21 protein-coding genes, 1 tRNA gene and 1 pseudogene are annotated in these 22,420 nt (G+C 56.4%); 2 read left to right on the forward strand and 21 right to left on the reverse strand.

Annotated features, from left to right (window positions below):
• Positions 1 to 76: 76 nt before the first annotated feature.
• From mnhG to A6F49_RS10985, 9 genes and pseudogenes are all read right to left on the reverse strand, one after another.
• A complete protein-coding gene (mnhG, locus tag A6F49_RS10945; protein ID WP_067605777.1) occupies positions 77 to 520 on the reverse strand; it encodes a monovalent cation/H(+) antiporter subunit G in 444 nt (147 codons plus the stop codon).
• On the reverse strand, positions 521 to 778 hold the full coding sequence (locus A6F49_RS10950) for a monovalent cation/H+ antiporter complex subunit F (protein WP_043058318.1): 258 nt from the start codon (positions 776 to 778) through the stop codon (positions 521 to 523).
• Entirely contained in the window at positions 775 to 1,182 is a 408-nt protein-coding gene (locus tag A6F49_RS10955) for a Na+/H+ antiporter subunit E (protein WP_043058319.1), read from the reverse strand. Before A6F49_RS10955 ends, A6F49_RS10950 begins: the two co-directional genes overlap by 4 nt.
• A complete protein-coding gene (locus A6F49_RS10960; RefSeq protein WP_043058320.1) occupies positions 1,179 to 2,828 on the reverse strand; it encodes a monovalent cation/H+ antiporter subunit D family protein in 1,650 nt (549 codons plus the stop codon). The genes A6F49_RS10955 and A6F49_RS10960 overlap by 4 nt, the downstream gene beginning before the upstream one ends.
• Complete coding sequence (locus A6F49_RS10965) at positions 2,825 to 3,217, reverse strand: sodium:proton antiporter (RefSeq protein ID WP_043058321.1); 393 nt, start codon at positions 3,215 to 3,217, stop codon at positions 2,825 to 2,827. Before A6F49_RS10965 ends, A6F49_RS10960 begins: the two co-directional genes overlap by 4 nt.
• Positions 3,214 to 6,075: a DUF4040 family protein gene (locus A6F49_RS10970; protein ID WP_043058322.1), complete on the reverse strand. Its 2,862-nt coding sequence runs from the start codon at positions 6,073 to 6,075 to the stop codon at positions 3,214 to 3,216. The genes A6F49_RS10965 and A6F49_RS10970 overlap by 4 nt, the downstream gene beginning before the upstream one ends.
• 420 nt (positions 6,076 to 6,495) lie before the next feature.
• Positions 6,496 to 7,873 (reverse strand): annotated as a pseudogene (locus A6F49_RS10975) (DDE-type integrase/transposase/recombinase).
• Positions 7,874 to 8,041: 168 nt separating this feature from the next.
• Entirely contained in the window at positions 8,042 to 9,733 is a 1,692-nt protein-coding gene (locus A6F49_RS10980) for a potassium channel family protein (RefSeq protein ID WP_043058323.1), read from the reverse strand.
• A gap of 626 nt (positions 9,734 to 10,359) precedes the next feature.
• A tRNA-Leu gene (locus tag A6F49_RS10985) sits at positions 10,360 to 10,441 on the reverse strand.
• A gap of 116 nt (positions 10,442 to 10,557) precedes the next feature.
• On the opposite strand from A6F49_RS10985, the gene A6F49_RS10990 reads away from it, so the two are divergent.
• Positions 10,558 to 11,160: an ANTAR domain-containing response regulator gene (locus A6F49_RS10990; RefSeq protein WP_043058324.1), complete on the forward strand. Its 603-nt coding sequence runs from the start codon at positions 10,558 to 10,560 to the stop codon at positions 11,158 to 11,160.
• Between the two features lie 4 nt (positions 11,161 to 11,164).
• On the opposite strand, the gene pyk is transcribed toward A6F49_RS10990, so the two are convergent.
• The 9 genes from pyk to hisI form a co-directional block, all read right to left on the reverse strand.
• On the reverse strand, positions 11,165 to 12,664 hold the full coding sequence (gene pyk, locus A6F49_RS10995) for a pyruvate kinase (protein ID WP_082911745.1): 1,500 nt from the start codon (positions 12,662 to 12,664) through the stop codon (positions 11,165 to 11,167).
• Between the two features lie 74 nt (positions 12,665 to 12,738).
• Positions 12,739 to 13,722, reverse strand: a complete 984-nt coding sequence (lgt, locus tag A6F49_RS11000) for a prolipoprotein diacylglyceryl transferase (protein ID WP_043058325.1) — start codon at positions 13,720 to 13,722, stop codon at positions 12,739 to 12,741.
• Between the two features lie 32 nt (positions 13,723 to 13,754).
• Positions 13,755 to 14,555: a tryptophan synthase subunit alpha gene (gene trpA / locus A6F49_RS11005; protein WP_043058326.1), complete on the reverse strand. Its 801-nt coding sequence runs from the start codon at positions 14,553 to 14,555 to the stop codon at positions 13,755 to 13,757.
• Between the two features lie 4 nt (positions 14,556 to 14,559).
• A complete protein-coding gene (gene trpB / locus A6F49_RS11010) occupies positions 14,560 to 15,849 on the reverse strand; it encodes a tryptophan synthase subunit beta (protein WP_043058327.1) in 1,290 nt (429 codons plus the stop codon).
• A gap of 73 nt (positions 15,850 to 15,922) precedes the next feature.
• A complete protein-coding gene (gene trpC / locus A6F49_RS11015) occupies positions 15,923 to 16,747 on the reverse strand; it encodes an indole-3-glycerol phosphate synthase TrpC (RefSeq protein ID WP_043058328.1) in 825 nt (274 codons plus the stop codon).
• Positions 16,748 to 17,017 (reverse strand): HGxxPAAW family protein, encoded by a 270-nt coding sequence (locus A6F49_RS11020; RefSeq protein ID WP_052504931.1) that lies wholly within the window; start codon positions 17,015 to 17,017, stop codon positions 16,748 to 16,750.
• A gap of 122 nt (positions 17,018 to 17,139) precedes the next feature.
• A complete protein-coding gene (locus tag A6F49_RS11025) occupies positions 17,140 to 17,754 on the reverse strand; it encodes a Trp biosynthesis-associated membrane protein (protein ID WP_043058329.1) in 615 nt (204 codons plus the stop codon).
• Positions 17,755 to 19,323 (reverse strand): chorismate-binding protein, encoded by a 1,569-nt coding sequence (locus A6F49_RS11030; protein WP_043058330.1) that lies wholly within the window; start codon positions 19,321 to 19,323, stop codon positions 17,755 to 17,757.
• Positions 19,316 to 19,729, reverse strand: coding sequence for a phosphoribosyl-AMP cyclohydrolase (gene hisI, locus A6F49_RS11035; protein WP_043058331.1), 414 nt, complete (start codon positions 19,727 to 19,729; stop codon positions 19,316 to 19,318). Before hisI ends, A6F49_RS11030 begins: the two co-directional genes overlap by 8 nt.
• Positions 19,730 to 19,795: 66 nt before the next feature.
• Between hisI and A6F49_RS11040 the strand changes: the two genes are divergently transcribed.
• Positions 19,796 to 20,473 (forward strand): maleylpyruvate isomerase family mycothiol-dependent enzyme, encoded by a 678-nt coding sequence (locus A6F49_RS11040; protein ID WP_043058332.1) that lies wholly within the window; start codon positions 19,796 to 19,798, stop codon positions 20,471 to 20,473.
• 17 nt (positions 20,474 to 20,490) lie between these two features.
• Here the strand turns inward: A6F49_RS11040 and hisF are convergent, their stop codons facing one another.
• Genes hisF through A6F49_RS11055 form a run of 3 tightly spaced genes read right to left on the reverse strand, consistent with a single transcriptional unit; the run spans position 20,491 to position 22,417 of the window.
• Positions 20,491 to 21,258, reverse strand: a complete 768-nt coding sequence (hisF, locus tag A6F49_RS11045; RefSeq protein WP_043058333.1) for an imidazole glycerol phosphate synthase subunit HisF — start codon at positions 21,256 to 21,258, stop codon at positions 20,491 to 20,493.
• 23 nt (positions 21,259 to 21,281) lie between these two features.
• Positions 21,282 to 22,133, reverse strand: a complete 852-nt coding sequence (gene hisG / locus A6F49_RS11050) for an ATP phosphoribosyltransferase (protein ID WP_043058334.1) — start codon at positions 22,131 to 22,133, stop codon at positions 21,282 to 21,284.
• Positions 22,134 to 22,153: 20 nt separating this feature from the next.
• Positions 22,154 to 22,417 (reverse strand): phosphoribosyl-ATP diphosphatase, encoded by a 264-nt coding sequence (locus A6F49_RS11055; protein ID WP_043058335.1) that lies wholly within the window; start codon positions 22,415 to 22,417, stop codon positions 22,154 to 22,156.
• Positions 22,418 to 22,420 lie beyond the last annotated feature (3 nt).

Raw genomic sequence — 22,420 nt, forward strand, 5'->3', positions numbered from 1 at the left:
AGCAGTCACGGTATCTAGTGTAACGAGCCGGTGGCCTGGGCGCGGGTTGTTCTCCACAGTTGTGCCGCACGCGGCATTACGATGCGCCCAGCACCGTGTCGTCGTCGGTGGAATTTGGGCGTGCGTCGTCGTCAGGGTCCTCGAGTGGGACGTCGACATCGGGTTTCACGCCATCTTCCGGGTGAACTTGATCGTCAGCGAGGTGATCAAAATAACCAGGGGTCATTTTGGTGCCGGTTAAGTAGGCCGCACGGGCGATTGCCATCGTGCCAATCGATGAAGTGGCGAGTTGTAGGAAGATAATGATGATTACTTTGATGAGGTTGCCCCAAGTGGGCTCTATGAGAAACACTCCGGCCACAATCAGGGTGATGCCAACGCCTGCTGCCGTACCGACTGCCGAGATGCGCTGGTAAGTATCCGTGAATCTAAATAGGCCAACGGCGGCAAGTGAGATAACCAGCACCCCGACGACGGCCATGACGTTGCCGATGACATCGGCAATGGCTGAAAGGTCCATTTAGCGGCGCCCCCTAGTCAGTGCTCGGGCCAAGGATATGGCCGACAGGAACCCTACGACCGAGGCCACGAGGATGATGTCGAAAAAATAGTCGCCTAAAAGATCGATTCCCAGGAGGGCCACCATGCCGGCGAAAGCGAACATTAGGAGATCCCCGGCCACTGCCCGATCGGCATCGAGCGGGGCTGTGATCAGACGAATTGCGATGGCCACCATACATACCGCCAGCAAGGCCATACCGAAATCAATACCGCTCATGAAGTGGTCCTTTCCGGTTGATGACGATTCGATTGGTCGACGCTTTTCGGGTCGAACCCTTGACGCCGCATCGCCGCGAGGATGTGGTTCTGCATGTCTATTGAACCGTCAGCTATTGCCTCGGGGCTGCCATCGTAGATCGAATGAACGTAGATCCAGCGGGTGCCGTCGTCATCAATATCGCTTCCGATGGTGAGCGTACCGGGTGTGATGGTGATGAAAGCCGAGAGCATGGTGACCTCCGCATCGGTGCGGCAGTCGGTGCGTACCCGGGCAATACCGGGGTGCGCTCTCAAGCCAGGGGTGGCCAGATCTCTCAGAACCGCCCAGGACGAGGTGATGATCTGTCCAATAAACCAGAAGACTAACCACACCCAGCGTGGCAACCAGGTTAGAGTTTTCATGTGCCTAGCACCGCCTCTACATAATTCGTGGTGTCCATAAGCCCTTCAGCGGCGATGCCTGACAATGTCAGTAAGAACTGCGCCCCCAGGCCGAAGATCACGGTGATGATAGCTAGTGTTACCGCGGGGGCTGCTAACGCGAAGTTTATGCGCCGTGAAGGAACCGTAGAGTGGTCTGCTTCTAAGACCGTTTGGACACCGGTAAGGGTTGTAATTTGGGCATGGGTAGCTTCCGTAGCGAGTTCCGGTGTGTAGGAAATCTCATGAGCGTAAGGGTCACGAGTCTCGGAAGTAATAATGGTTCCCGACTTCGTCGCCGGTCCCCCGGAGCCTTTTTCCCAGAACATCCCCGTCCAGATTTTCAGCATGGATAACAGCGTGATGAGCGATACGAACAGCATAATGATGACTGCTGCCATCTCACCGGCTTCGACTGCTCCGACAATGAGCATGAACTTGGCGACGAAACCCGAGAACGGTGGGATGCCAGCAAGTGATAGCGCGGCAATCATAAAAGCCACGGCGATGACTGGTTCAGTCCGAGCGATCCCGCCCAGTGAACCGATGACGCCGGTCCCGTACCGTACTTCGACTGCCCCGGTGGACAGGAACAGGGAGGCCTTTACGATCATGTGGTGCAGCAAGTAGAAGATGCCAGCGGTCAAGCCGAGCTCGGTGAATAATGCGACGCCTAGGAGGATGTACCCGATTTGTGAGACCATGTGGAAGCTCAGGATGGTTCGGGTGGTCTTTTCTCCCACTGCGCCAAAGACTCCGATGAGCATGGTCAGGCTGAAGAACACCACGCCGACCCATAGGAAACGGGTATCGCCACCGTAGACGACGGCATAGATGCGATAGATGGCATAGATCGCAACCTTAGTGTGCAGACCGGAGAATAAGGCAGTGATGGCCGGTGAGGTGCCAGGATAGGCGCGAGCCAACCAGCCATGCACTGGGACCACGGACGCTTTGATTGCTAGCGCGAAGATACAGACCGCTCCGGCAATAGCCACAGTCGCATCATCTTGAGCTTGTTCTGTCAAGACGCCGATGTTCACGGTGCCTGCAGTGCCATAGAGAAAGCCGACTCCGACCATGTACAGGGTGGAAGTCAGCAGGTTCATGGTGACGTAGAGACGGGCACCGTGAATCCGCCGCACCGGCGTATCACGATTGGCACTGAGCACATATAGCCCATAGCTGGGCAGCAGCATTACTTCAAGGAAAACAAAAAGGTTGAAGAGGTCTGCCGTAAGTAGTGCCCCGTTGACTCCGGCTGCCAAAATCAGAACCAGCGGTGCGAAATATTGGGAATTAGCTGCCCGAGAGGCTTGGGCAAACCAGATGCTCACAATGGTCAATAACAACGTCACGGAGAGCATGAGCGCTGTAAACATATCTGCGGCAAACGGAATGGCGATTCCCGCTGGCCAATTGCCCACCTGATGTCCTATGGCTCCACCGTCGTTGGCCCAAAAGTGGTACACCAACCCAGAGGCGCCGAGCAACATGGTTAGCACGGTGACAATATTGACCGTTGCGTGAAGACGTAGACGGTGGCCGGTAGTGATCAGGAACCCGGCTATAACCAGCGGTACGGCTACAAAAAGCGGCAGGAGGGCGCCGATGGTTTCTACGTTCATGAGTTATCCTGACTCCCGCCGCGTTGCGGGTCATGTTTCACGCCATCTGACCGCGACTCCGCTGCAACATCGAGTTGTTCGACTTTCTCAGCGGTGTCATCGTTCTTATCCCCTGTCACAGCCAGGACCAACATGAAAATCGTAATCGAAAAGGCAATAACAATAGCGGTGAGGACAAAGGCTTGGGGCAGAGGATCTGCCATCGCGGAGGGATCGGCTGCAGGATGAAACGCGGGATTTCGACGTTCAGAGCCACCGGCGGCGAAGAGTACGAGGTTTCCAGCATGGCCTAGCAGGATAAACCCCAGAATGACGCGCAGCATTTCGCGTTTGGTAAATAAATACACCGCGCCGCCAGTCAGCAGCGCAACAGTAAGGGCGAGGGTCACGTCTGTACCTCCTGATGCTGCTTGTCGGCAGGCTCAGTGCTTTGGCGGTTCTGATTATCTAACTGGGTTCGACCATTCTCATAGGGCTCCGAGATTTGATTTAGACCGTGCTGGGTACCGAGCATGTTCAGCGATCCTAGGATGACCCCCAGAACTGCAAAGTACACGCCAAAGTCGAAGATGAGCGAGCTATATACGGTGTAGCCAAGGATTTCCCAGTGCACCGGCGCCAGGTAGGAACCTTCGAGAAGGCCAATAAACCCGACCAAAGCCCCAAGAATTACCCCGATACCGATGAGTTTCATGTAGGACCAGCGGATCGGCGCGGCGGCGTCACTGGGTGCAGCCAGATATAGCAGGGCGAAAGCTGCACCGGCGACCAGTGCTGCCACGAATCCTCCCCCCGGATTATTGTGTCCTTGGAACAGCAGGACCACGCTTAGGACCACGAGCACTGGTAGTGCGATTTTAGTAAAGGTGCGCAGATACACCGATGTACTGTACGAATCGGATAGTGGGGAGGACGAGACAAACTGAACCTTGCGCACAGGATTGGGCTTGCGCGACGACAACAGTGCCGCCATTGCGACACCCGCGACGCCCAAGACAGTGAGTTCTCCGAGCGTATCGAGCGCACGGAACTCGACCAGAATCACGTTTACGAGGTTGCTTCCACCGGTAACTTCGGTCCCGAGTTCAGTGTAATATTGCGCCGGTTCTGACATGCCGCGGCGCCCGGTGAGTGCAAAGGTCCCAGCGAAAGCAGCGATCCCGGCTCCAGCCGCCGCTACGATCGCAGTAATTGATGGTTTCTCAGCTTTTCCAAACGCCTTCGGCAATCGGTGTAGCAGCAGCACCATGACAACAACCGTCAATATTTCGACCATGAGTTGGGTCAGGGCGACGTCGACGGACCCGAGAGCAAAGAACCACAAAGTGACTGAGAAACCAACGACGCCTACCACCACGATCGCTGCGACCCGGGTTTTTGCTCGTATCGTGGCAACAACGCCGACCAAAACGACGGCTACTAACAGCCAATCGCTCCACCGGGTGAGGTTTTCATTTTGCTCGGGCAATTCATCGATGGTGAACCATCCCACACCGGCAAGAACGACCAGTAGCAGCGACGGCACGACCAGATGTCGGCCAGGGTTCAAACCGGAGGTCCATGAACTGACGACTGCGCCAAGTTCTATGCTGCTATGGCGCAACTTCTCGACAGCTCCGAGTCCGGAATATGGCAGGGGTCGGGGCACGAGAAAGGCTTCGATTCTAGGCATTTGCCATACCGCGACGACCCCTGTTGCGATCACAAGGAGCGACAGCATAAACGCTGGGTTAAATCCGTGCCATAAGGCCAGGTGCACGTCTTGAGATGTACCCACCGCTGTGGTGGCTGCCGAGCCCGCGAGGTTATCGAGCATAAACGGAGCAACGCCGAGGATAAGAGACAGGGACGCATTGATGGCGGGATAGGCCCAGAAGCTAACCGGCGCTTCATGCACGATTTGTCGATTCGCGGTGGCACCACGCGGAGTATTAATCCAGGTCCGTGGGGACCGATATAGCCCCATAGCCCCCAGTACAAAACGACCCGAATATGCGAACGTTCCGATGGCCGTTACTACGGCTAGCAGGGTGACAAGCCAGGGCAGCATGCCTGGAAGTTCGGCGCTGAGAAACGCTTCAAAGAGAGACTCCTTCGAGACGAAACCTAATAAGGGAGGGATACCGGCCATTGAAGCAGCACCGAGGATTACAACCGTCATCGTTGCAGGCATTGCCATTTTGCGGACGGTAAGCATCCTTATATCGCGGGTACCCGCCTGATGGTCTATTACCCCCACGGCCAAGAACAGGGCTGATTTGAACAGCGCGTGCGCAATAGTGTGCACAACGGCGGCCGTCAGAGCAAAAGGCGTCCCAATACCAATCAACGCGACCAAGTATCCAAGTTGTGACATGGTCGAATATGCCAGAAGTTCTTTGAGGTCATAGCGGCGTAGCGCTGCAATAGCCCCCATTAAGGCCGTCGTCAGACCGGAAATCAGCAGCAGTGCCAACCACAATGTCTGCCCGGCAAGGACGGGTGAGAACAACAGCAATAAGTAGATGCCCGCTTTCACCATAGCTGCAGCGTGCAAGTATGCCGATACCGGTGAGATCGCCACCATAGAGTCTGGTAGCCAGGATTGGAACGGGAACTGGGCGGATTTCGTAAACGCCGCAAGAGCTAAAGTGATGATCAACCATGTCACGATAGTCGGTTGTGTCCAGATATCGGAAGCTAGTACCTCGGTAATGACAGTTGTACCTGAGGCTGCGATCATGATGGCAACCGCAGCTAATAGCCCCAGTCCGCCCAGAACGGTAACCAATAACGTTCGTACTGCTGGTTTTCGTGCGTGTGATCCAGACCGAGCGATAAGAAAAAAGGATGCCAGGGTGGTCGCTTCCCATGCCACATACAAGACCATGAGGTCATTGGCTAGCACCAGTATTAACATTGCCAATGCAAACGCGGTCATCGACAGGTAAAAACTCGTGATCTTTGTCTTACCCAGGTATTTAGCTGAATAAAAAAGGACTCCCGCTCCGATGACTAAAACGAGAAGGCCAAATAAGAGAGACAAACCGCTGAGTCGAAGATGGAAACCGACGTTAAAAAAATCTGGTATCCATGGGTAGTACTCAATCACTTCACCGTCAGAGCCGACGAAAGCTTTCACCAGCACCCAAGCAGCACCAGCTAGCGGTATCCATAATAACCAGCCGGCTGCCTTGCCAAGCCATTTCGATAGTGGCGCTGCCAAGACCACGGCGATCAGCGCCCATAGTACCGAAATCAATAGCACGGTGACTCACCTCTTCGCAGAGACCGGCTCAGCAGCGCGTGGGCGAAGCACCGGTTCCGGCTTTTGAATGAATAGAAAATGGCAAAAATTAGTGCGTGGTTTCTACGCACACCTGTCAATATTGGCACAGTCACATACTGCTTTCAAATCGGTTTGTAGCCTTTAACCACGGAGAATTACACCTCAATGCAGACGAATTCAGCCGAAAGCATGAACTCTCAGTTACGATCCGTGGAGCTGTTCATAAGAGTGACTGGCTAAATTCTGTTTCATATCATGTATCCGAAGTTACACGAGGGGAATAACTGACCAGCTCAATGCTCCAAGCGTTTGAGAATATGTATGTTATGTCGCAGGAGATCGGTGACAGTTCTGTATCAGGACTTCGGTGACACTTGATGTCTCAGGACATCGGTAACACTACGGTTGTTTGGGCTGGTTTTGGAATCGGTATCGGGCGGTGCTGATGCCTTGATATTTCGTGCCGGCTGGGGGCCAAGCGTATTCAGCGATAATTTCGCCCACGGTGGTGGCAAAGATGATCCGATCATGGTTCCAGTCGGCGATGATGATGCGGCTGGCCATGGCACGGGTGACTGAAAACAAAGTGCCAGCAAAGTTGACCACGCCGTTGGCATACACGCGGAGCTGTCGGGTGCCGGTGGCTGCGGGGTTGTGAATGCTGCCGGTGATCTTGGGCTGAGCAGTTCTGGTCTGCGGTGGGGTTATGGTGGCGGTGGCTTCCCAGAGCACGCTGAGATCGGTGATGCCTTCCTGGGCTGGTACCTCGGCCAACTGTTCGGGTTGGGTTGCTGCTGGGATGTCAGGGTCGATCGGTTGTGGCGCTGGCCGCGGTGGGGCAGCCACCGGGGTCGCGTCCCAGGCTTGTTGTGGGGTGATCCGTCCGGCAAGGGATTGGTGACCACGTTGGGTGTTGTACAACTGATCGAATTCATCGACCTGAACTTGCAGCTCTGCGCAGGTTGCGGCCAAGGGCTGTTTATCTAACCACCGGAACAGGGTCTGGTGGAAGCGCTGATTTTTTGCCCTGGGTTGTGGGTCTGCCCGGTCGACCGGTGATGGGCTCCACGCCGAAGGTTCGAGCATACGCGACCAGTTGGCTGACCCAGCCCCGTCGTTGCGGGTTCAAAGCGGTGCCGTTGTCGGTCAGCAGCCGCTGTGGTACCCCGGCTGCGGCGATGCCCTTGCGCATCACCGCCACCGCGTCAGCGCCGTTTTCAGACGGCGCCACATGCGAAGCGATGGCTTTACGAGAATGGTCATCTTGAAGTTGGAAGATCACACACTTGCGCCCACCAACCAACACGTATTCGGTGGCATCTAACTGCCAGCAGGCATTGGGGGCAGGATACACAAACCGCCGGTAGGCTGCCCGGGGCTTCTTGTTCGGTTGGACCCGGGCAATATCGCGTTGGCGAAAGATCCGTGCTAGCGACGCCACTGATGGAGGCTGCAGGCCCATGGCCAGCATTTTGTCATGCACACTGATCGGCCCGCAATCCCACCCCGAGGCTTCTAACGCTATGCGTACCGCCACCGCCTGGTCTTTGACATCTTCGGTGATTTTGGTCGGCGAGGTCTTGGGTCGGCGCGACCGTGGCTCCAGCACTGCGGCTTGTCCATCTGTGCGTGCCCTGGCACGCAGGGCGTAGAACGTTTTGCGGCTGATGCCATGTTCAACACAAAACGCGGTCACACTCCCGCGAGGTGCATCATCAGGCCAATCACCAATCGCCAGACGGACACGGGCATCAACAGGTTCATTCTTTTTGCTCACCCATCAAGCAGACCCGACCCCAACCGTTATGGAAGTGTCACCACCACAAACCCCAGAACTGTTACCGATGTCCTGATACAGAACTGTCACCGATCTCCTGCGACTTAACACTGTGTTAAATTTCCCATGGCGTTAAGGTATCACACGGTCGTTGTCCCCGGATGGCTGTTAGCGATGCTTTAGGTACGTTTTTCGGAACGCGCGTTCAGCGTGCCGGTCACCCAGTAACAGCAGTGTCGCAGCATAGTTTGGCGAGATCCGCTCTATGCCAGGAAGCAAGCGATTGTCTGCATCCAGCGCACCGACGAGGTGGCAACCGGTGATGGCAAAGATCTTCTGGTCCCGTAGTAATAAACCGTCGAGCGATCGTGGTAATGGAACGGTGAAGAGTTCTTTGCCTTCCGCGATGAGAACGCGATGTGAGTGGCCTAGTTTATTCCACATGGCCGTGGCTCCGATAGTGGCATAGGACAGGACGCCGTCGGCTCCGGCGCGGTAGAGAGTGGCAACGTTGTGTTCCGAGCTCGCGCGGGAAATGACTTGCAGTTCGGGTCGAAGACGGTGACAATACAGGGTGAGGTAGACGTTAAGGTCGTCATCGTGACTAGTAATGACCACCCCAGAGGCATCGTGCAAACCCGCGTTGCCCAGCACGTCGAAATCGGCTGCATCGCCCTCGATATAATTCAGGTGCTCGGGGACCCGCGACGGGACCTGTTCAACGATCATGTAAGGAACATTGGATTGTTTAAAGGTTTCGGCTACGGCGCGACCGACGCGCCCGCCACCAAGCACCAGGACAGGGCCCTGCAACTGCTGTGGATTCTGGAACTGGTCATCGTAGATCGCTAAGTCGTCCCGAGTGCCCGCGATGATCAAGACCATATTTTCGTCAAGGGTTGTATCTGGCTCAAACGATATGAGACGTCCCCGGCGCATGATCGCCAGAATTTGTGCTTGGGATTGAATGCGGCGTTGTGCTTGCGCGAGTGTCGACCCGACCAGAGCCGTACCTTTTACTGCCGCCTCGGCGATCTGGGTATCACCGATTGCATCAATGATATGAGAGCGACCTGTAGTGCCAAGGACACGATTGGCAAGCTCGGTGCCGAGGGCGGAACTGAGTTGCACGACATGATCGGCACCCGCCAGTTCAAGCACATCATGGGAAGCTTTCTTATCGGCCGTGACAGTGATCGGCACATCCTGACTGACGGCGCGAACAGTAAAGGCAACGTTGGTGTTGGTGGTATCGGCCTGGGTTGAGACCACCATCAGGGCGCGATTGGCCCCGGCGTGACGGTAAGTCGCCGGAGAATCTAAGGCGCCGACCATCGCCTCGTATCCTTCATCCTTAATTCGGCTGGCCTCGGCCGGGTCCTCGACCAGGACCACTGTCGGGGTTTTCGTCCGCTTCGCTCGAGCAATAAGGGTGCGGTTAATGCTGTCTAGCCCGATGAGTAACAGGTGTCCGCGCAGGTGGTCTGGGACTCTGCGCGGAGCACGTGCTTTGTCGCGGTCGGCAATCCATGGTGTCACAACGAACTGAATAAATAGATACGGCAGCAACACCAGGATCAGCAGTACTCCGCTGACCAAGACGACCATTGAAAAGAGGCGTCCAGCTATGGAGGAAAAGGTGATGTCACCGTACCCCAGAGTGGACATCGTGGTAATAGTCCAATAAAGCGCGCCGCTCCAGTCATGAACTTGACCTTCGCGGGCCATCAGCCAATGGAAGATCGTGCTGTAGATGAATAGGAGTGCTATCCCGCCCAGCGCTATCCATAACAACAGCCGGGCACGGCGACGCTTTTGCTGAGCTTGAACCGCGCGCGGTTCGCGTGAAAGGTATTGCATATATCACTCCTCGTAGTCTGGTGCTGATGAAGTTCGTCTGCCCACCATGAAAAACTCGTTGAGGTCTGGGTGATCGCACACGAACACCGCGGCAAATGGTCCTACTACAGCGTCATCGCCGCAGGTTTCGAATAATTGGGTATTGTGCTTGACCGCAGTGATATCGCCCAATAAAAAGTGGCACTAGAGAGACCAAAACTTCACAATAAGAGTGGGTAGAGCTGCTTCATTTCCCAAGAGCCACCTGATGCGACAGCCAAGCCACAGAAACGATTCGACGATACTCCCCGGATGTCTGCCGAGTACCACGGCTCCCAGCCGTGTAAATCCGCCAACCGAGGCCAACAATCAAAGACTTGTGCAGGCCGGAAAGAATTCCTGCTAGTTGTAACCAAACGTCGGCACTTTCGGGGTCCTGCATGCAACTGCGTAGAAGTCCGCTTAGCGGGTTTAACGCAGTTCTCAGGCGATTGGTTTGAGGCGCAACTGCTGATACAACCTGGCAGATGTCCTCGCAGGCGTGTCGACAACCTAGGCTTCAAATGAACCTCACACACGCTACTATATTTCTTGAGCTTGCCACCAGTGATGCCGAAACGCTGAGCAGTTTGCTCCGAATTGAAAAGTACCCGAAGTGGGACTCGAACCCACACATCTTTCGATATTGCATTTTGAGTGCAACGCGTCTACCAATTCCGCCATTCGGGCTAGGCACTTGACCTATTTTACACAAGTTTGTGGAATAACCAAAAGAAGAGCTCTGCGTTTCTAACGTAGAATGATCCACTGATCCCCGCCCGTCACACCGATGATATGAGGTTCTGATGACAGCTACCGAGTCAACCCAGCCGATACGCATTGTGGTGGCTGAAGACGAGACCATTATCCGTTTGGACATCGTCGAAACACTCACTGCACAAGGCTATGAGGTAGTTGGCGAGGCGGAAAACGGTGAGCGTGCTGTGGAATTGGTCGAGGAGCTTCGACCCGATGTGGTGCTCATGGACATTTCCATGCCCGTGATGGATGGCCTGTCGGCAACCCGTCATATTGCGGAACGTTCTTTGGCGCCGGTGGTGATTCTCACAGCATTTTCTCAACGGGATCTCATCGACCAGGCCACACAAGCCGGAGCGATGAGCTATATCGTCAAGCCGTTTAGTGAAACGGATCTGGTGCCGGCAATCGAATTGGCCAAAGCGCGGTTTGATCAGTTGGTTGCGCTTGAGTCAGAGATTTCGGATCTGACCGTCCGTTTTGAAACTCGAAAATTAGTGGATCAGGCAAAGGTTTTACTGCAAGAAAAACTGGAGATCACCGAACCTGAAGCGTTTCGGTGGATTCAAAAGACTTCGATGGACCGTCGGTTGACCATGAAAGATGTTGCCCAAACGGTCATTGACCAGTTGGGCAACAATCCTTCCTAGGGTGTTACATCGGTGACCAGCCGGACACGGCGTCCCAGCGATGGGCTGCCGGTGCTACAGCGGTGTCGATCAGTGCTGGATCTATTTCCGCAGTGGTAGCCCCCATACGGTGGACTTTGAGCATATTGGTCGATCCTGGGACGCCTGGAGGCGAGCCGGCGACCATCACCACGAGGTCATCGAGTTTTGCCAGGCCGTTTTTGACCAGTTCATGATCGATTTGTTCGGTCATTTGGTCTGTGGAGTCTTTGAACGGCACGACCTTGGGCACCACACCCCACGACAGGCACAGCACATTGGCCGTGGTGAACGAGTGAGTAAACGCATAGATCGGCTGTGGCGCGCGCAGTCGCGACAAACGTCGTGCTGAGTCACCCGATTGAGTGAAAGCCACCAGAAATGGAATGTCCAAGGACCTTGCAATATCCACGGCCGCCCGGGTGATCGCTCCCCCACGCGTGCGGGGCCGAGTACCTAATGGTGGCATACGCTCCAGGCCATGTTCCTCGGTGGACTTGATGATTTTCGCCATCGTTTGCACCGTACGGACGGGGTATTTACCGACCGAAGTTTCACCAGACAGCATGACGGCATCTGCGCCGTCCAAGACCGCGTTGGCACAGTCCGAAGCCTCGGCACGGGTTGGCCGTGGGTTTTCGATCATGGATTCTAAAACCTGGGTGGCCACAATGACTGGTTTGGCCCAGCGGCGCGCCAGGTCGATGGCGTTCTTTTGGACGACGGGGACCTGTTCGAGGGGTAGTTCTACTCCGAGGTCGCCGCGTGCAACCATGATCGCATCGAAGGCATCAATGATCTCTTGCAGGTTTTCAACGGCCTGGGGTTTTTCCAGTTTGGCAATGACTGGAATGCGTCGCCCCTCGTCCTCCATAATTTTGTGGACGGGTTCGATGTCGCTGGCGCTGCGTACGAACGACAGGGCGATCATGTCGACCCCGAGTTTGAGTGCAAAGCGTAAGTCTTCTTCATCTTTTTCGGTCAGGGCCGGAATATTGACGGCCACGCCGGGGAGGTTGATGCCCTTGTTATTGGATACTTCCCCACCGATGACGACGTTGGTCACCACATCCGTTGCGGTGACTTCGATGGCTTGCAGCTGGATCTTGCCGTCGTCGATGAGCAATTGGTCGCCGACTTCTACGTCCTGTGGCAGGCCCTTGAACGTCGTGGAGCAGATGTCCTGGGTGCCTTCAACGTCACGGGTGGTGATGGTGAAGGTGTCACCGTCTTCGAGTAAGTGTGGTCCGTTGGCGAACCGGCCGAGACGGATTTTGGGACCCTGCAGGTCGGCAAAGATCGCAACGGGTTGGTCAAGGTCGGATGACGCCTGGCGCACGGTATTGAATGTGGTCGTGTGGACCTCATGATCTCCGTGGCTGAAGTTCATCCGGGCAACATTGACTCCGGCTTTAATTAGTTCACTGGTGGTTTTATATCCCTGCGTTGCAGGGCCAAATGTGGCGACGATCTTCGCATGTCTCATATGCGCAAGTCTAGGGTTCAACCACCCGAAAGTTAATCATTGGACGCCGCTGACGGGCATGACCTACATCATGATCAGGGTCGGCTGGGATCGTCGTCGTCCGTAGTGGCAGCAGGATTGTCCGCCGTGTCGTCAAGGATGTCCGGGTTGGCGGCTTCGGCAACTTCATCACGGTCGTCGCGATAGAGTTTATTGGCCTCGGCCCACTGCTCCGGGGTTTTTGGACGATTGGCAATCGAGTAGATCAGTAGTGCCAGGGCGATCAGGAACATGATCACCGAGGTCCAGGTATTGGTCCGGAGTTCGAGTCCGAAGAGCGACCAGGTTTGGGCCTGGTCTAAGCGGATCGATTCGATGGGGATGCGACCCAGGGTGTACCAGACAATGTAGGACCACAGCATCATGCCGTTGCGCAGTTTGAAGCGCCGGTCGATGATCAGCAGGACGGCGACACCAAGCAGGTTCCACACGGATTCGTACAGGAATGTGGGGTGGAATAGGGTGTCAGCAGGTAATCCGGCTGGGAAGTTGAAGTGATCGGCTTCGACTTCCAGGCCCCACGGCAGGGTGGTTGGTTCTCCGAAGAGCTCCTGGTTGAAATAGTTACCCCACCGGCCCACAGCTTGGGCCAGCAGGATTCCAGGTGCAATGGCATCGGCCATGGCGGGCATGCGGATGCCGTAGCGTCGACATGCGAACCAGACACCCAGGGCACCACCGCCGATGGCACCCCAAATGGCGATACCGCCTTCCCAGATCGCAAAGATTTTCGCCAGGTCACCGGTGCCATCATAGTTGGGGCCAAAGTACACGTCAGGCACGGTCAGTACGTGATATAACCGGGCACCAATGATCCCGAAGACGACGGCCCATAGGCCGACGTCGTACATTTCTTCGGCCTTACCGCCGCGTGCAGCCCAGCGCTTACCGCCCAACCAGAAGGCAAGCACGCCTCCCAAAATGATGCACAGCGCGTAGATGTGAATCTTGACCGGACCGATTTCAAAGCCATCGAACGGTGGTGGCGGGATGGATGCCATCAGGGCTGCAAGCTGCATAAGGCGAGGTGTCCTAGTGGTGGGTTGTTGCGTTAGTTTTTGGTGGCGCCGCTTACCAGGTGGCGGGTCAGTTCACCGACTGCTGCTGGTCCACCATCACGTAAGGCGGCCACCAGCGCGGTGCCGACGATCGCACCATCTGCGTAGGTCCCGATCTCGGTGACGTGTTCAGGCTCAGAGATACCCAGACCAACACACACCCGTGGTGCCCCGGCTTGGTGAGCGCGTTTGACGACGCGCTCGGCGGCGTCGGACACTGACGTGCGTGCGCCGGTGATCCCCATGATGGACACGGCGTAGACAAATCCGCGTGAGGATTCCACGGTGAGTTTGACGCGATCATCCGGGGAGGATGGTGCGGTCAAAAAGATTCGGTCGAGTTCGTATTTATCGGATGCTTCGAACCATTCGGCGGCTTCTTCTGGCACGAGGTCTGGGGTGACGAGGCCTGCTCCCCCGGCTTCGGCGAAGCGGCGGGAAAATTCGTCGACACCCATGCGATCCACGAGGTTCCAGTAGGTCATGATGACGACGGCGGCATCCGTGCGTGAGGTGACTTCTTTGACTATGTGGAATACATCGGCCACCCGGAAGCCGTTTTCTAGGGCTTGGCCGGTGGCTTGCTGGATGACTTCGCCGTCCATGACGGGATCGGAGTACGGTAGCCCAATTTCGATGATGTCGGCACCATTGTTGCCCAGCTGGACGGCGGCTTCAATGGATTCATCAATGCTGGGGTACCCGGCTGGCAGGTAGCCGATAAACGCGGTACGCCCTTCGGCTCGGGCCTGTTCAATTTTCTGCGCGGTGAGTGAGCGAATCTGTTCTGACATGTATCTATTCTCCAAGTCCGGCTTGATCTTCTGGGACCATACCGAACCAGGTGGCGGCGGTACTGACATCTTTATCACCGCGACCTGACAGGTTCACGATAATAACTTTTTGGTCTGCTTCGGGGGTGTTGGCATCCACGACGCCGTCTGCGACCCATTGTTCGGCTAGGCGCTGTGCTCCGGCCAGGGCGTGTGCGGATTCAATGGCGGGCATAATGCCTTCGGACTGGGTCAGGGACTTGAAAGCGTTCATGGCTTCGGAGTCTGAGACCGGCTGGTAGCTCACGCGGCCGGAGTCATGCAGAAATGCGTGTTCTGGACCGACCCCCGGATAATCCAGGCCTGCAGAAATCGAATGTGAGTCGATGGTCTGTCCGTCTTCATCCTGCATTAGGTAGGTGCGTGCCCCGTGGAGCACACCGACGCGGCCTAAAGTAATTGGGGCGGCGTGTTTGCCGGTTTCGACACCAGCACCGCCGGCTTCCATACCGTAGAGCTCGACGTTCTTGTCATCAAGGAAGGCGTGGAAGATGCCGATGGCGTTGGATCCGCCACCGACGCAGGCAATGACGGCGTCTGGCAGTTTCCCGGCCTGGGTCTGGGATTGCTCGCGGGCTTCTTGGCCGATGACCTGGTGGAAGTAGCGGACCATTTCCGGGAAAGGTGCTGGACCGGTCACGGTACCCAGGAGGTAGTGCGTGGTCTCCACGGAGGCTACCCAGTCGCGCAGCGCTTCGTTAATGGCATCTTTGAGGGTGCGTGCACCGATTTTCACGGCGACGACTTCAGCACCGAGCATTTCCATGCGGGCAACGTTGAGTGCCTGGCGCTGGGTATCGGCTTCGCCCATGTAGACGGTGCATTCCAGACCGAAGAGTGCTGCTGCGGTGGCGGTGGCGACACCGTGCTGCCCGGCACCGGTCTCAGCGATGAGCCGGGTTTTGCCCATGCGTTTGGCCAGGAGTGCTTGGCCGATGACGTTGTTAATTTTGTGCGAACCGGTGTGGTTGAGGTCTTCGCGCTTCAAGAAGATGCGCACGCCCGGGTACGGTTCGGCAAAGCGTTTTGCTTCTGTCAACAGTGACGGACGGTTAATGTAGTTGGCATACAGGTCATCAAGTTCGGCAAGGAACTCGGGATCTTTAATCGCCTCGCGGAAGGTTTCTTCGACTTCCTGCAGGGCTGCCATCAGAGATTCTGGCATCCATCGGCCACCGTATTTGCCGAAGTATGGACCTTCTTGATCTCGGAAGGCTCCCTCATGCGAGGTGGAACCGGACTGTGGTGTATCCATTGGGACGCTCATGAACTGTCTTTCCAAATACGACAACCGCCCCGGCACATTGTCCGGGGCAGCTTAGAGGTGGTTATGATCTGCTGGCTTGTCGGAAGTCAACGATGGCCTGTTTGGGCTCTCCGTGTTTCACCAGTGCTTCGCCTACCAGCACCGCATCTGCGCCCTGGGAGGCGTACATTGCCACATCGCTGGCGGCTTTGACGCCAGATTCTGCGACTCGCACGACATTATCGGGCAGTTGATCCGCCAGTGTTCCGTAGTGGGAGGTATCGACCTCGAGGGTTTTGAGGTTGCGCACATTGATACCCACAATCTTCGAATCCACAGCTGCAGCGCGTTCGATCTCTTCGACCGTGTGTGTTTCGACCAGTGCGTTCATACCCAGTTCGTGGGTCAAAGCAAGATAGTCACGTAGCTGAGCGTCGTCGAGTGCAGCAACGATCAGTAACACGAGGTCTGCATCATGGGCGCGGGCTTCGTAGATCTGGTACTCATCGACGGTGAAGTCTTTACGCAGCAGTGGGATATCGACCCGCGCGCGAACGGCGTCAAAGTCTTGTAATGATCCGTTGAATCGCCGCTGTTCCGTAAGCACCGAGATGACTGCTGCTCCCCCAGCTTCATACTGGGCGGCCAGCTCGGCCGGAGAGTCGATCTGTGCCAGTGGACCGGCAGACGGCGAGGAGCGCTTCACTTCGGCGATGATATTGACACCGACGGGGTTGTCACGGCCACCCAGCAGTGCAGCATGCGCATCCCGCGCAGGTGAGGCCTCAGCAGCCAGCTGCTGCATGCGTGCTAGCGGGGTGTCAGCTTTTCGGGCGTCCATATCTTGGATGACGCCGTCAATAATGCTGTCGAGAACCGTTCCGGTTACGGGGTTTGGTCGGGTCATTTATGAGTAGTCTCCGTTGGCACCTTTACCGGCCAGGCGCATGAAGAAACCAACCGGCAGACCGATGACGGCGATGACGATGCCGATCCACATAACGATCCAGGCTGAAGCAAGCGAACCGATAGCAGCGATGACCAGGCCGACTAGGACCAGTGCGACCAGTGACCAACCAGCCGGTGAGTTCCCGTGGCTTGGTGATTCGTCGTGGGTAGGGTCGTTTAGAATACGCCCGTATGCATCGACTTGGATTTCATCTGTGGTGTTAGCCATGTGGTGTTGCCTTTCTTACAGCCAGGATATTTCCGGCAGCCTCAAGTTGCTAGCGATGATATGTGTTCCATTGTGCCATTTTTTCTTCTGGCCCACTGCAGAACACGAACTACTACGTGATTTTAGGTTGGATCTTGGCCGCGGGACAATTCATCCCACGTGTCAATCTCATCCAGCGGCCCGTTACGGTCGGTGCGCTGTTGCACACCGACGTCGTATTTTTTCGTTTTGCCCACCGGCCAGTGACCTCCTGCGGTCAGGGCGATGATCCCACCGGCCAGACCAATCAGAGCGCCAATGACCGTCAGCCATGGCAGCATCGAGACTTCGATGCTGGGCGCGATGTCTGCAATACCTGTGGTACCGGTGGTTTCGGCAATTTTCTGGGCGACCGCGTCGGTTGGGTTCAGCGCCACGTTGATGGTGGTCCAGCCCATGGTGATTGCAGCCAGCACGACGACTATGCCGATGATCCAGCGGCCAATGCGACGGGCAATGGACAGTGCCGCACCGGCTGCAACAGTGACAAGTGCCATGGCGGTGATGACCGGGGAGGCTTCCTGGCCGGATAATTCAACGCTGTGGATATGGGCTGCTTCAAAACCGGTGGCCGTCACCCAGGACTGGGTGGCACCGATGAGCGCCAGGACGCCGCCGAGCAGCATGATGATGACGGTTATACCGCGGGTAATGCCGGCAGAGCGCAGTGGCGGTTGGCTTGGTTGTGGTGTCGTCATCTATTGGGGGTCATCCGGTTCAATGGTTTGTAATTGCTGGGCGGCCAACACGGCACGGATCGCGGCGGTTGCTTTGGTCAGCGTCTCATCAGCTTCCGTGGCGGGCACGGATTCTGCGACGATGCCGGCACCGGCTTGCAGGTAGGCGACCTGGTCTTTGAGGATCGCGGTACGGATCGTAATGGCCATGTCCATGTTACCGGCCAGATCGAAATAGCCAACCGTGCCGCCGAATGGACCGCGGGCATGTGGTTCCCATTCATCCAAGAGTTCCAGGGCCCGGTGCTTCGGGGAGCCAGACAGGGTACCGGCCGGGAAGTTGGCACGCAGCACATCCAGTGCCGTGGTGTTGGCTGCGATGTCACCTTCGACCGTGGAGACGATGTGCAGAATGTGGGAGAACTGTTGGACGATCATGTAGTCCGACACTTCGACCGTTCCCGGGGCACAAATATTCGACAGCTCGGATTTTGCTAGATCCACCAGTTGTTGGTGCTCTTCGCGTTCTTTCGGATCGGCTAACAGCTCTTCTGTGATGGCTCGAATACTGCGCGTTGGATCTTTTGGCTTTGACCCACCGATCGGGTGAGTCAGTACACGCTGGTCTTTGACCGAGACCAGGGTCTCTGGGGAAGCGCCTACGAGGTGGTAGACGCCTTCGCGGTCCGGGTATTCAAACGTATAGAGGAACATGTACGGGCTGGGGTTAATGGCCCGCAGCACACGATACGTGTCGAGCGCAGTGGCAGTGGTCGGAGCGGTGAAACGGCGCGAGATGACCAGCTGGGACACTTCGCCGTCGCGAATCGACTGCTGAGTCTTGCGCACGGCATTGAGAAATTCGTGTTCGGGCCAGGAGTGATCAATGTCTTGGGAGAAATCTCGATCCAACCAGCCGGCCGGGGCGACAGATACTGGATCAGCAATTGGTTCTACCAGGCGCTGGGTCATATCTTGGAGTCGTGCGACGGCGCGATCATAGGCCGCATCGACGCCACTTGCTTCGCCGTCAAAGTTAATGGCGTTGGCCACCAGGGTCACGGTGCCATCGAAGGCATCATGGATGGCTAAGTCGGTTACCAGGTTCATGGCCATGGATGGCAGGTTCAGGTCATCCTGCGGTCCATCGCCAAGTTCAACCCAGGCGCGCACCGTATCCCAGCCGAGGAAACCCACAAATCCCGACACCAGGTACGGCAGGGCGTCCGAGATATCGGAGCGGACGTCGGTGGCAAGGTATTTCAGGGATTCTTCGAGTACCTCAAGTGGTGCGCCAGTGGCGGGGACACCGGCGGGGACTTGGCCCTGCCAAAACGCTTGACCGTTGTGTTCGGTCAGCGTGGCGGCAGTGCCGGCACCAATGAACGAGTAGCGTGACCAGTTACCGTCCTGGCCGGCCGATTCCAAGAGGAACGTACCGGGGGCGTCATTAGCTAGACGCCGGTAGATCCCGACCGGGGTGAGGGCATCGGGTAGCAGCGTCGTGGTTACCGGGATCACCTTGTGATCGGCAGCTGCAAGTTCACGAAACGTTTCTCGAGAAGGAAACACTGGGCCTATATCACGCATCGGATTCTTTCATGTGGTCTGAGGAGTCTTGGGTACCGGTGACGGTAAGCTCCCGATCAGTAAAACAGGATGGGGTGCCGGTGTGGCAGGCGGGTCCAATTTGATGGACCTGGACTAACAGGGTGTCGGCGTCGCAATCTAAGGCAACCGATACAACGTGTTGCACGTTGCCGGAGGTATCGCCCTTGCGCCAGTATTCGCCTCGGGAGCGCGACCAGTACCAGGCGCGACCGGTGGTCAGCGTCATGTGCAGTGCCTGGTCATTCATGTATCCCAGCATGAGGACCTCGCGAGTTGCGGCGTCTTGAACGATGGCAGGCAGGAGTCCATCGGGATTACGTTTCAACCGGGCGACGATCTGTGGGTCAAGATCGGATTCGGGCGGCGAAACTTCAGAAATGTTCATGATGGATCTAGTCTAGGGCGGCCTGTCTACTGTTGCCACTGATCAACACGTGATAATTTCACATATGTGACAAAAATATCTGCGGGATCCACCAGTTACGACGGCGACGACTTCGTTGCGGCGTCTCGTGATGCGCTGGTGGCAGCCCTGTATGCCGCTGGTCCCAACGAACCGACCCTGGTCGAGGAGTGGCAAACGCAACATTTAGCTGCGTCAGTGTTTTTGAAGGAAAATCCGCAGCATGTCACAGAACGAGGCTTCGGATCGAAGTCAGCTGCCCGCCAAGCGGCGATTACCAAACTGGGTGAAGAATCTTCATCGCGCAAGGCATTTTATAATCTCGTGCGCAAGATTGCCGACGGCCCGGAAGAACAGCCTGCACCACCACGGCAATCCGTTTTCTCACGTTTGCGTCATGCAGTCTCACCGCGTAAGCCACAAGCTGACAGCATGCTGCTGCATTTCTTTGTGCATACCGAAGACATTCGACGCGCCCAGAACCGGTGGGCTCCCAGAAGACTCACCGACGCGTACGCTGATGCGCTCTTTGAGCAACTGCGCGAACAGGCACGCAGCTATTATGCCCATGCCAAGACCGGGTACGTGTTGATTCGTACGAATGGTGAACGCATCGTTGCCAAACGCGGCACGGCACAAACATTTGTCACGGGTCCGGCCGGAGAACTGGTATTACATGCTCTAGGCCGACCGGACCACGCGTTAGTGTTGATTGACCGCCCGTAGTAACTGGCGGTTTGTGCCTAGCGGCGTACCGGGTAGCCGGCAGCCTCGATGGCGTCTTTGACCTGCTTGATCATGTCGTCTGGCCCGTAGTGGAACAGTGAGGCCGCCAGCACAGCATTGGCACCGGCCTCGATGGCAGGTGGGAAGTGTGCAGGCTCGCCCGCTCCCCCGGAGGCAATCAGTGGAACACCGACGGCGGCGCGGATCGCGCGAATCATTGCTAGATCAAATCCATCACGGGTGCCATCGGCGTCGATCGAGTTGATCAGGATTTCTCCGACACCGCGTTCTTCAGCTTCCTTGACCCATTCGATAGCGTCTTTGCCGGTACCCTCTTGACCACCTTTGATCATGACCTCATAGCCCGAAGGCAACTCAGGATTGGCACGAGCATCCAGTGACAGCACCAGAACCTGGGCGCCCCAGCGCTGTGAAATCTCGTTGATGAGCTCGGGATTACTTACAGCTGCTGAGCTGACCGACACTTTGTCGGCACCATTGCGCAGCAACTGCTCTACGTGCTCAACGCTACGAATCCCGCCACCAACGGTCAACGGAATGAATGCTTGCTTTGACGTTGCATTCACCAAGTCATAGGTGGTGTCGCGGTTTTCCGTGGTCGCGGTGACATCGAGGAAGGTCAATTCATCGGCACCTGCGGCGTTGTATCGATGAGCGAGTTCAACTGGATCGCCTGCATCGCGCAGGTTTTCGAAGTTGACGCCTTTGACGACTCGGCCATTATTGACATCCAGGCATGGGATGACGCGAATTGCAGTGCTCATAATATTCCTCGCGGTTGTTGGTGTTATAGGCGGATGGCGTGAATTGCTGAAGCCAAAATGGCTTTGGCACCCATTTCGTACAGTTCGTCCATGATACGGTTCATGTCCTTTTTCTTTGCCATGGAGCGTACCGCGACCCAGTCATCATCGGCTAGCGGTGAGATGGTGGGCGACTCCAGACCAGGGGTGACTTTCAGTGCGGCTTCCATGTGTGCACGCGGGACGTCGTAGTCGACCATGACGTATTCGCGAGCGACCAGGACACCGTGTAGGCGTTGGATGAGCTTATCCAGTCCGGCAGGGTGTTTGCCGGTTTGGCCAATCAGAATAGCCTCGGACCGTAGGATCGGTTCGCCGAAGATTTCCATGCCGGCGGCCTTCAGCGTTGAACCAGTTTCAACGACGTCGGCAATCGCATCGGCGACCCCGAGCTTGACTGAAGATTCCACAGCACCATCAAGGTGAACAATTTTATTCGTGTCGATGGCCGAGGACTTCAGATAGTCCGACAGCAACCCGTCATAGGAGGTTGCGATCCGTTTACCGGCAAGCTCTGCAACCGAGGTGAACGCTCCGGATGGTGCAGCGAAGTGGAACGTGGACCGAGCAAAGCCTAACGCCATAAGCTCTTCGGCGGCGTCACCAACCTGGGCGTCTAGGAACAGATCGCGCCCGGTCAGACCGGCATCCAGTGTTCCTTTGGCGACATAGATGGCGATGTCGCGGGGCCGCAGATAGAAAAACTCGACACTATTGTCCGGGTCTACGAACACCAGTTCTTTAGAATCACGACGTTGACGGTAGCCCGCTTCGATCAGGGTTTCCCGAGCTGCATCGGACAACGAGCCCTTGTTGGGCACAGCAATGCGCAACATGTTGCGTTCGATTCTCCTAGTTAGAGGTACTTGTAGACGTCGTCCAAGGAGATACCTTTGGCCAGCATCATGACTTGGAGGTGGTAGAGCAGCTGCGAGATTTCCTCGGCTGTCTCGTCGTTGGTTTCGTATCGTGCAGCCATCCAGACTTCGGCAGCCTCTTCGACAACTTTCTTGCCGATAGCATGCACCCCGGCGTCCAATTGTTGTACCGTTCCGGAGCCTTCCGGGCGGGTGCGCGCTTTTTCAGTCAGTTCAGCAAAGAGTTCTTCGAAGGTTTTCACACC

This window comes from Enteractinococcus helveticum (genome assembly GCF_001657475.1).
Lineage (GTDB): Bacteria > Actinomycetota > Actinomycetes > Actinomycetales > Micrococcaceae > Yaniella > Yaniella helvetica.

Coding starts and splice junctions, on each gene's coding strand:
- pyk (WP_082911745.1), bottom strand. CDS start 12,664: ATGAGACATGCGAAGATCGTCGCCACATTTGGCCCTGCAACGCAGGGA.
- hisF (WP_043058333.1), bottom strand. CDS start 21,258: ATGAGCACTGCAATTCGCGTCATCCCATGCCTGGATGTCAATAATGGC.
- A6F49_RS10990 (WP_043058324.1), top strand. CDS start 10,558: ATGACAGCTACCGAGTCAACCCAGCCGATACGCATTGTGGTGGCTGAA.
- trpB (WP_043058327.1), bottom strand. CDS start 15,849: ATGGATACACCACAGTCCGGTTCCACCTCGCATGAGGGAGCCTTCCGA.
- A6F49_RS10950 (WP_043058318.1), bottom strand. CDS start 778: ATGAGCGGTATTGATTTCGGTATGGCCTTGCTGGCGGTATGTATGGTG.
- mnhG (WP_067605777.1), bottom strand. CDS start 520: ATGGACCTTTCAGCCATTGCCGATGTCATCGGCAACGTCATGGCCGTC.
- A6F49_RS10960 (WP_043058320.1), bottom strand. CDS start 2,828: ATGAACGTAGAAACCATCGGCGCCCTCCTGCCGCTTTTTGTAGCCGTA.
- hisG (WP_043058334.1), bottom strand. CDS start 22,133: ATGTTGCGCATTGCTGTGCCCAACAAGGGCTCGTTGTCCGATGCAGCT.
- A6F49_RS10980 (WP_043058323.1), bottom strand. CDS start 9,733: ATGCAATACCTTTCACGCGAACCGCGCGCGGTTCAAGCTCAGCAAAAG.
- trpA (WP_043058326.1), bottom strand. CDS start 14,555: ATGTCAGAACAGATTCGCTCACTCACCGCGCAGAAAATTGAACAGGCC.
- A6F49_RS10955 (WP_043058319.1), bottom strand. CDS start 1,182: ATGAAAACTCTAACCTGGTTGCCACGCTGGGTGTGGTTAGTCTTCTGG.
- A6F49_RS11020 (WP_052504931.1), bottom strand. CDS start 17,017: ATGGCTAACACCACAGATGAAATCCAAGTCGATGCATACGGGCGTATT.
- hisI (WP_043058331.1), bottom strand. CDS start 19,729: ATGAACATTTCTGAAGTTTCGCCGCCCGAATCCGATCTTGACCCACAG.
- A6F49_RS11025 (WP_043058329.1), bottom strand. CDS start 17,754: ATGACGACACCACAACCAAGCCAACCGCCACTGCGCTCTGCCGGCATT.
- lgt (WP_043058325.1), bottom strand. CDS start 13,722: ATGCAGCTTGCAGCCCTGATGGCATCCATCCCGCCACCACCGTTCGAT.
- trpC (WP_043058328.1), bottom strand. CDS start 16,747: ATGACCCGACCAAACCCCGTAACCGGAACGGTTCTCGACAGCATTATT.
- A6F49_RS11030 (WP_043058330.1), bottom strand. CDS start 19,323: ATGCGTGATATAGGCCCAGTGTTTCCTTCTCGAGAAACGTTTCGTGAA.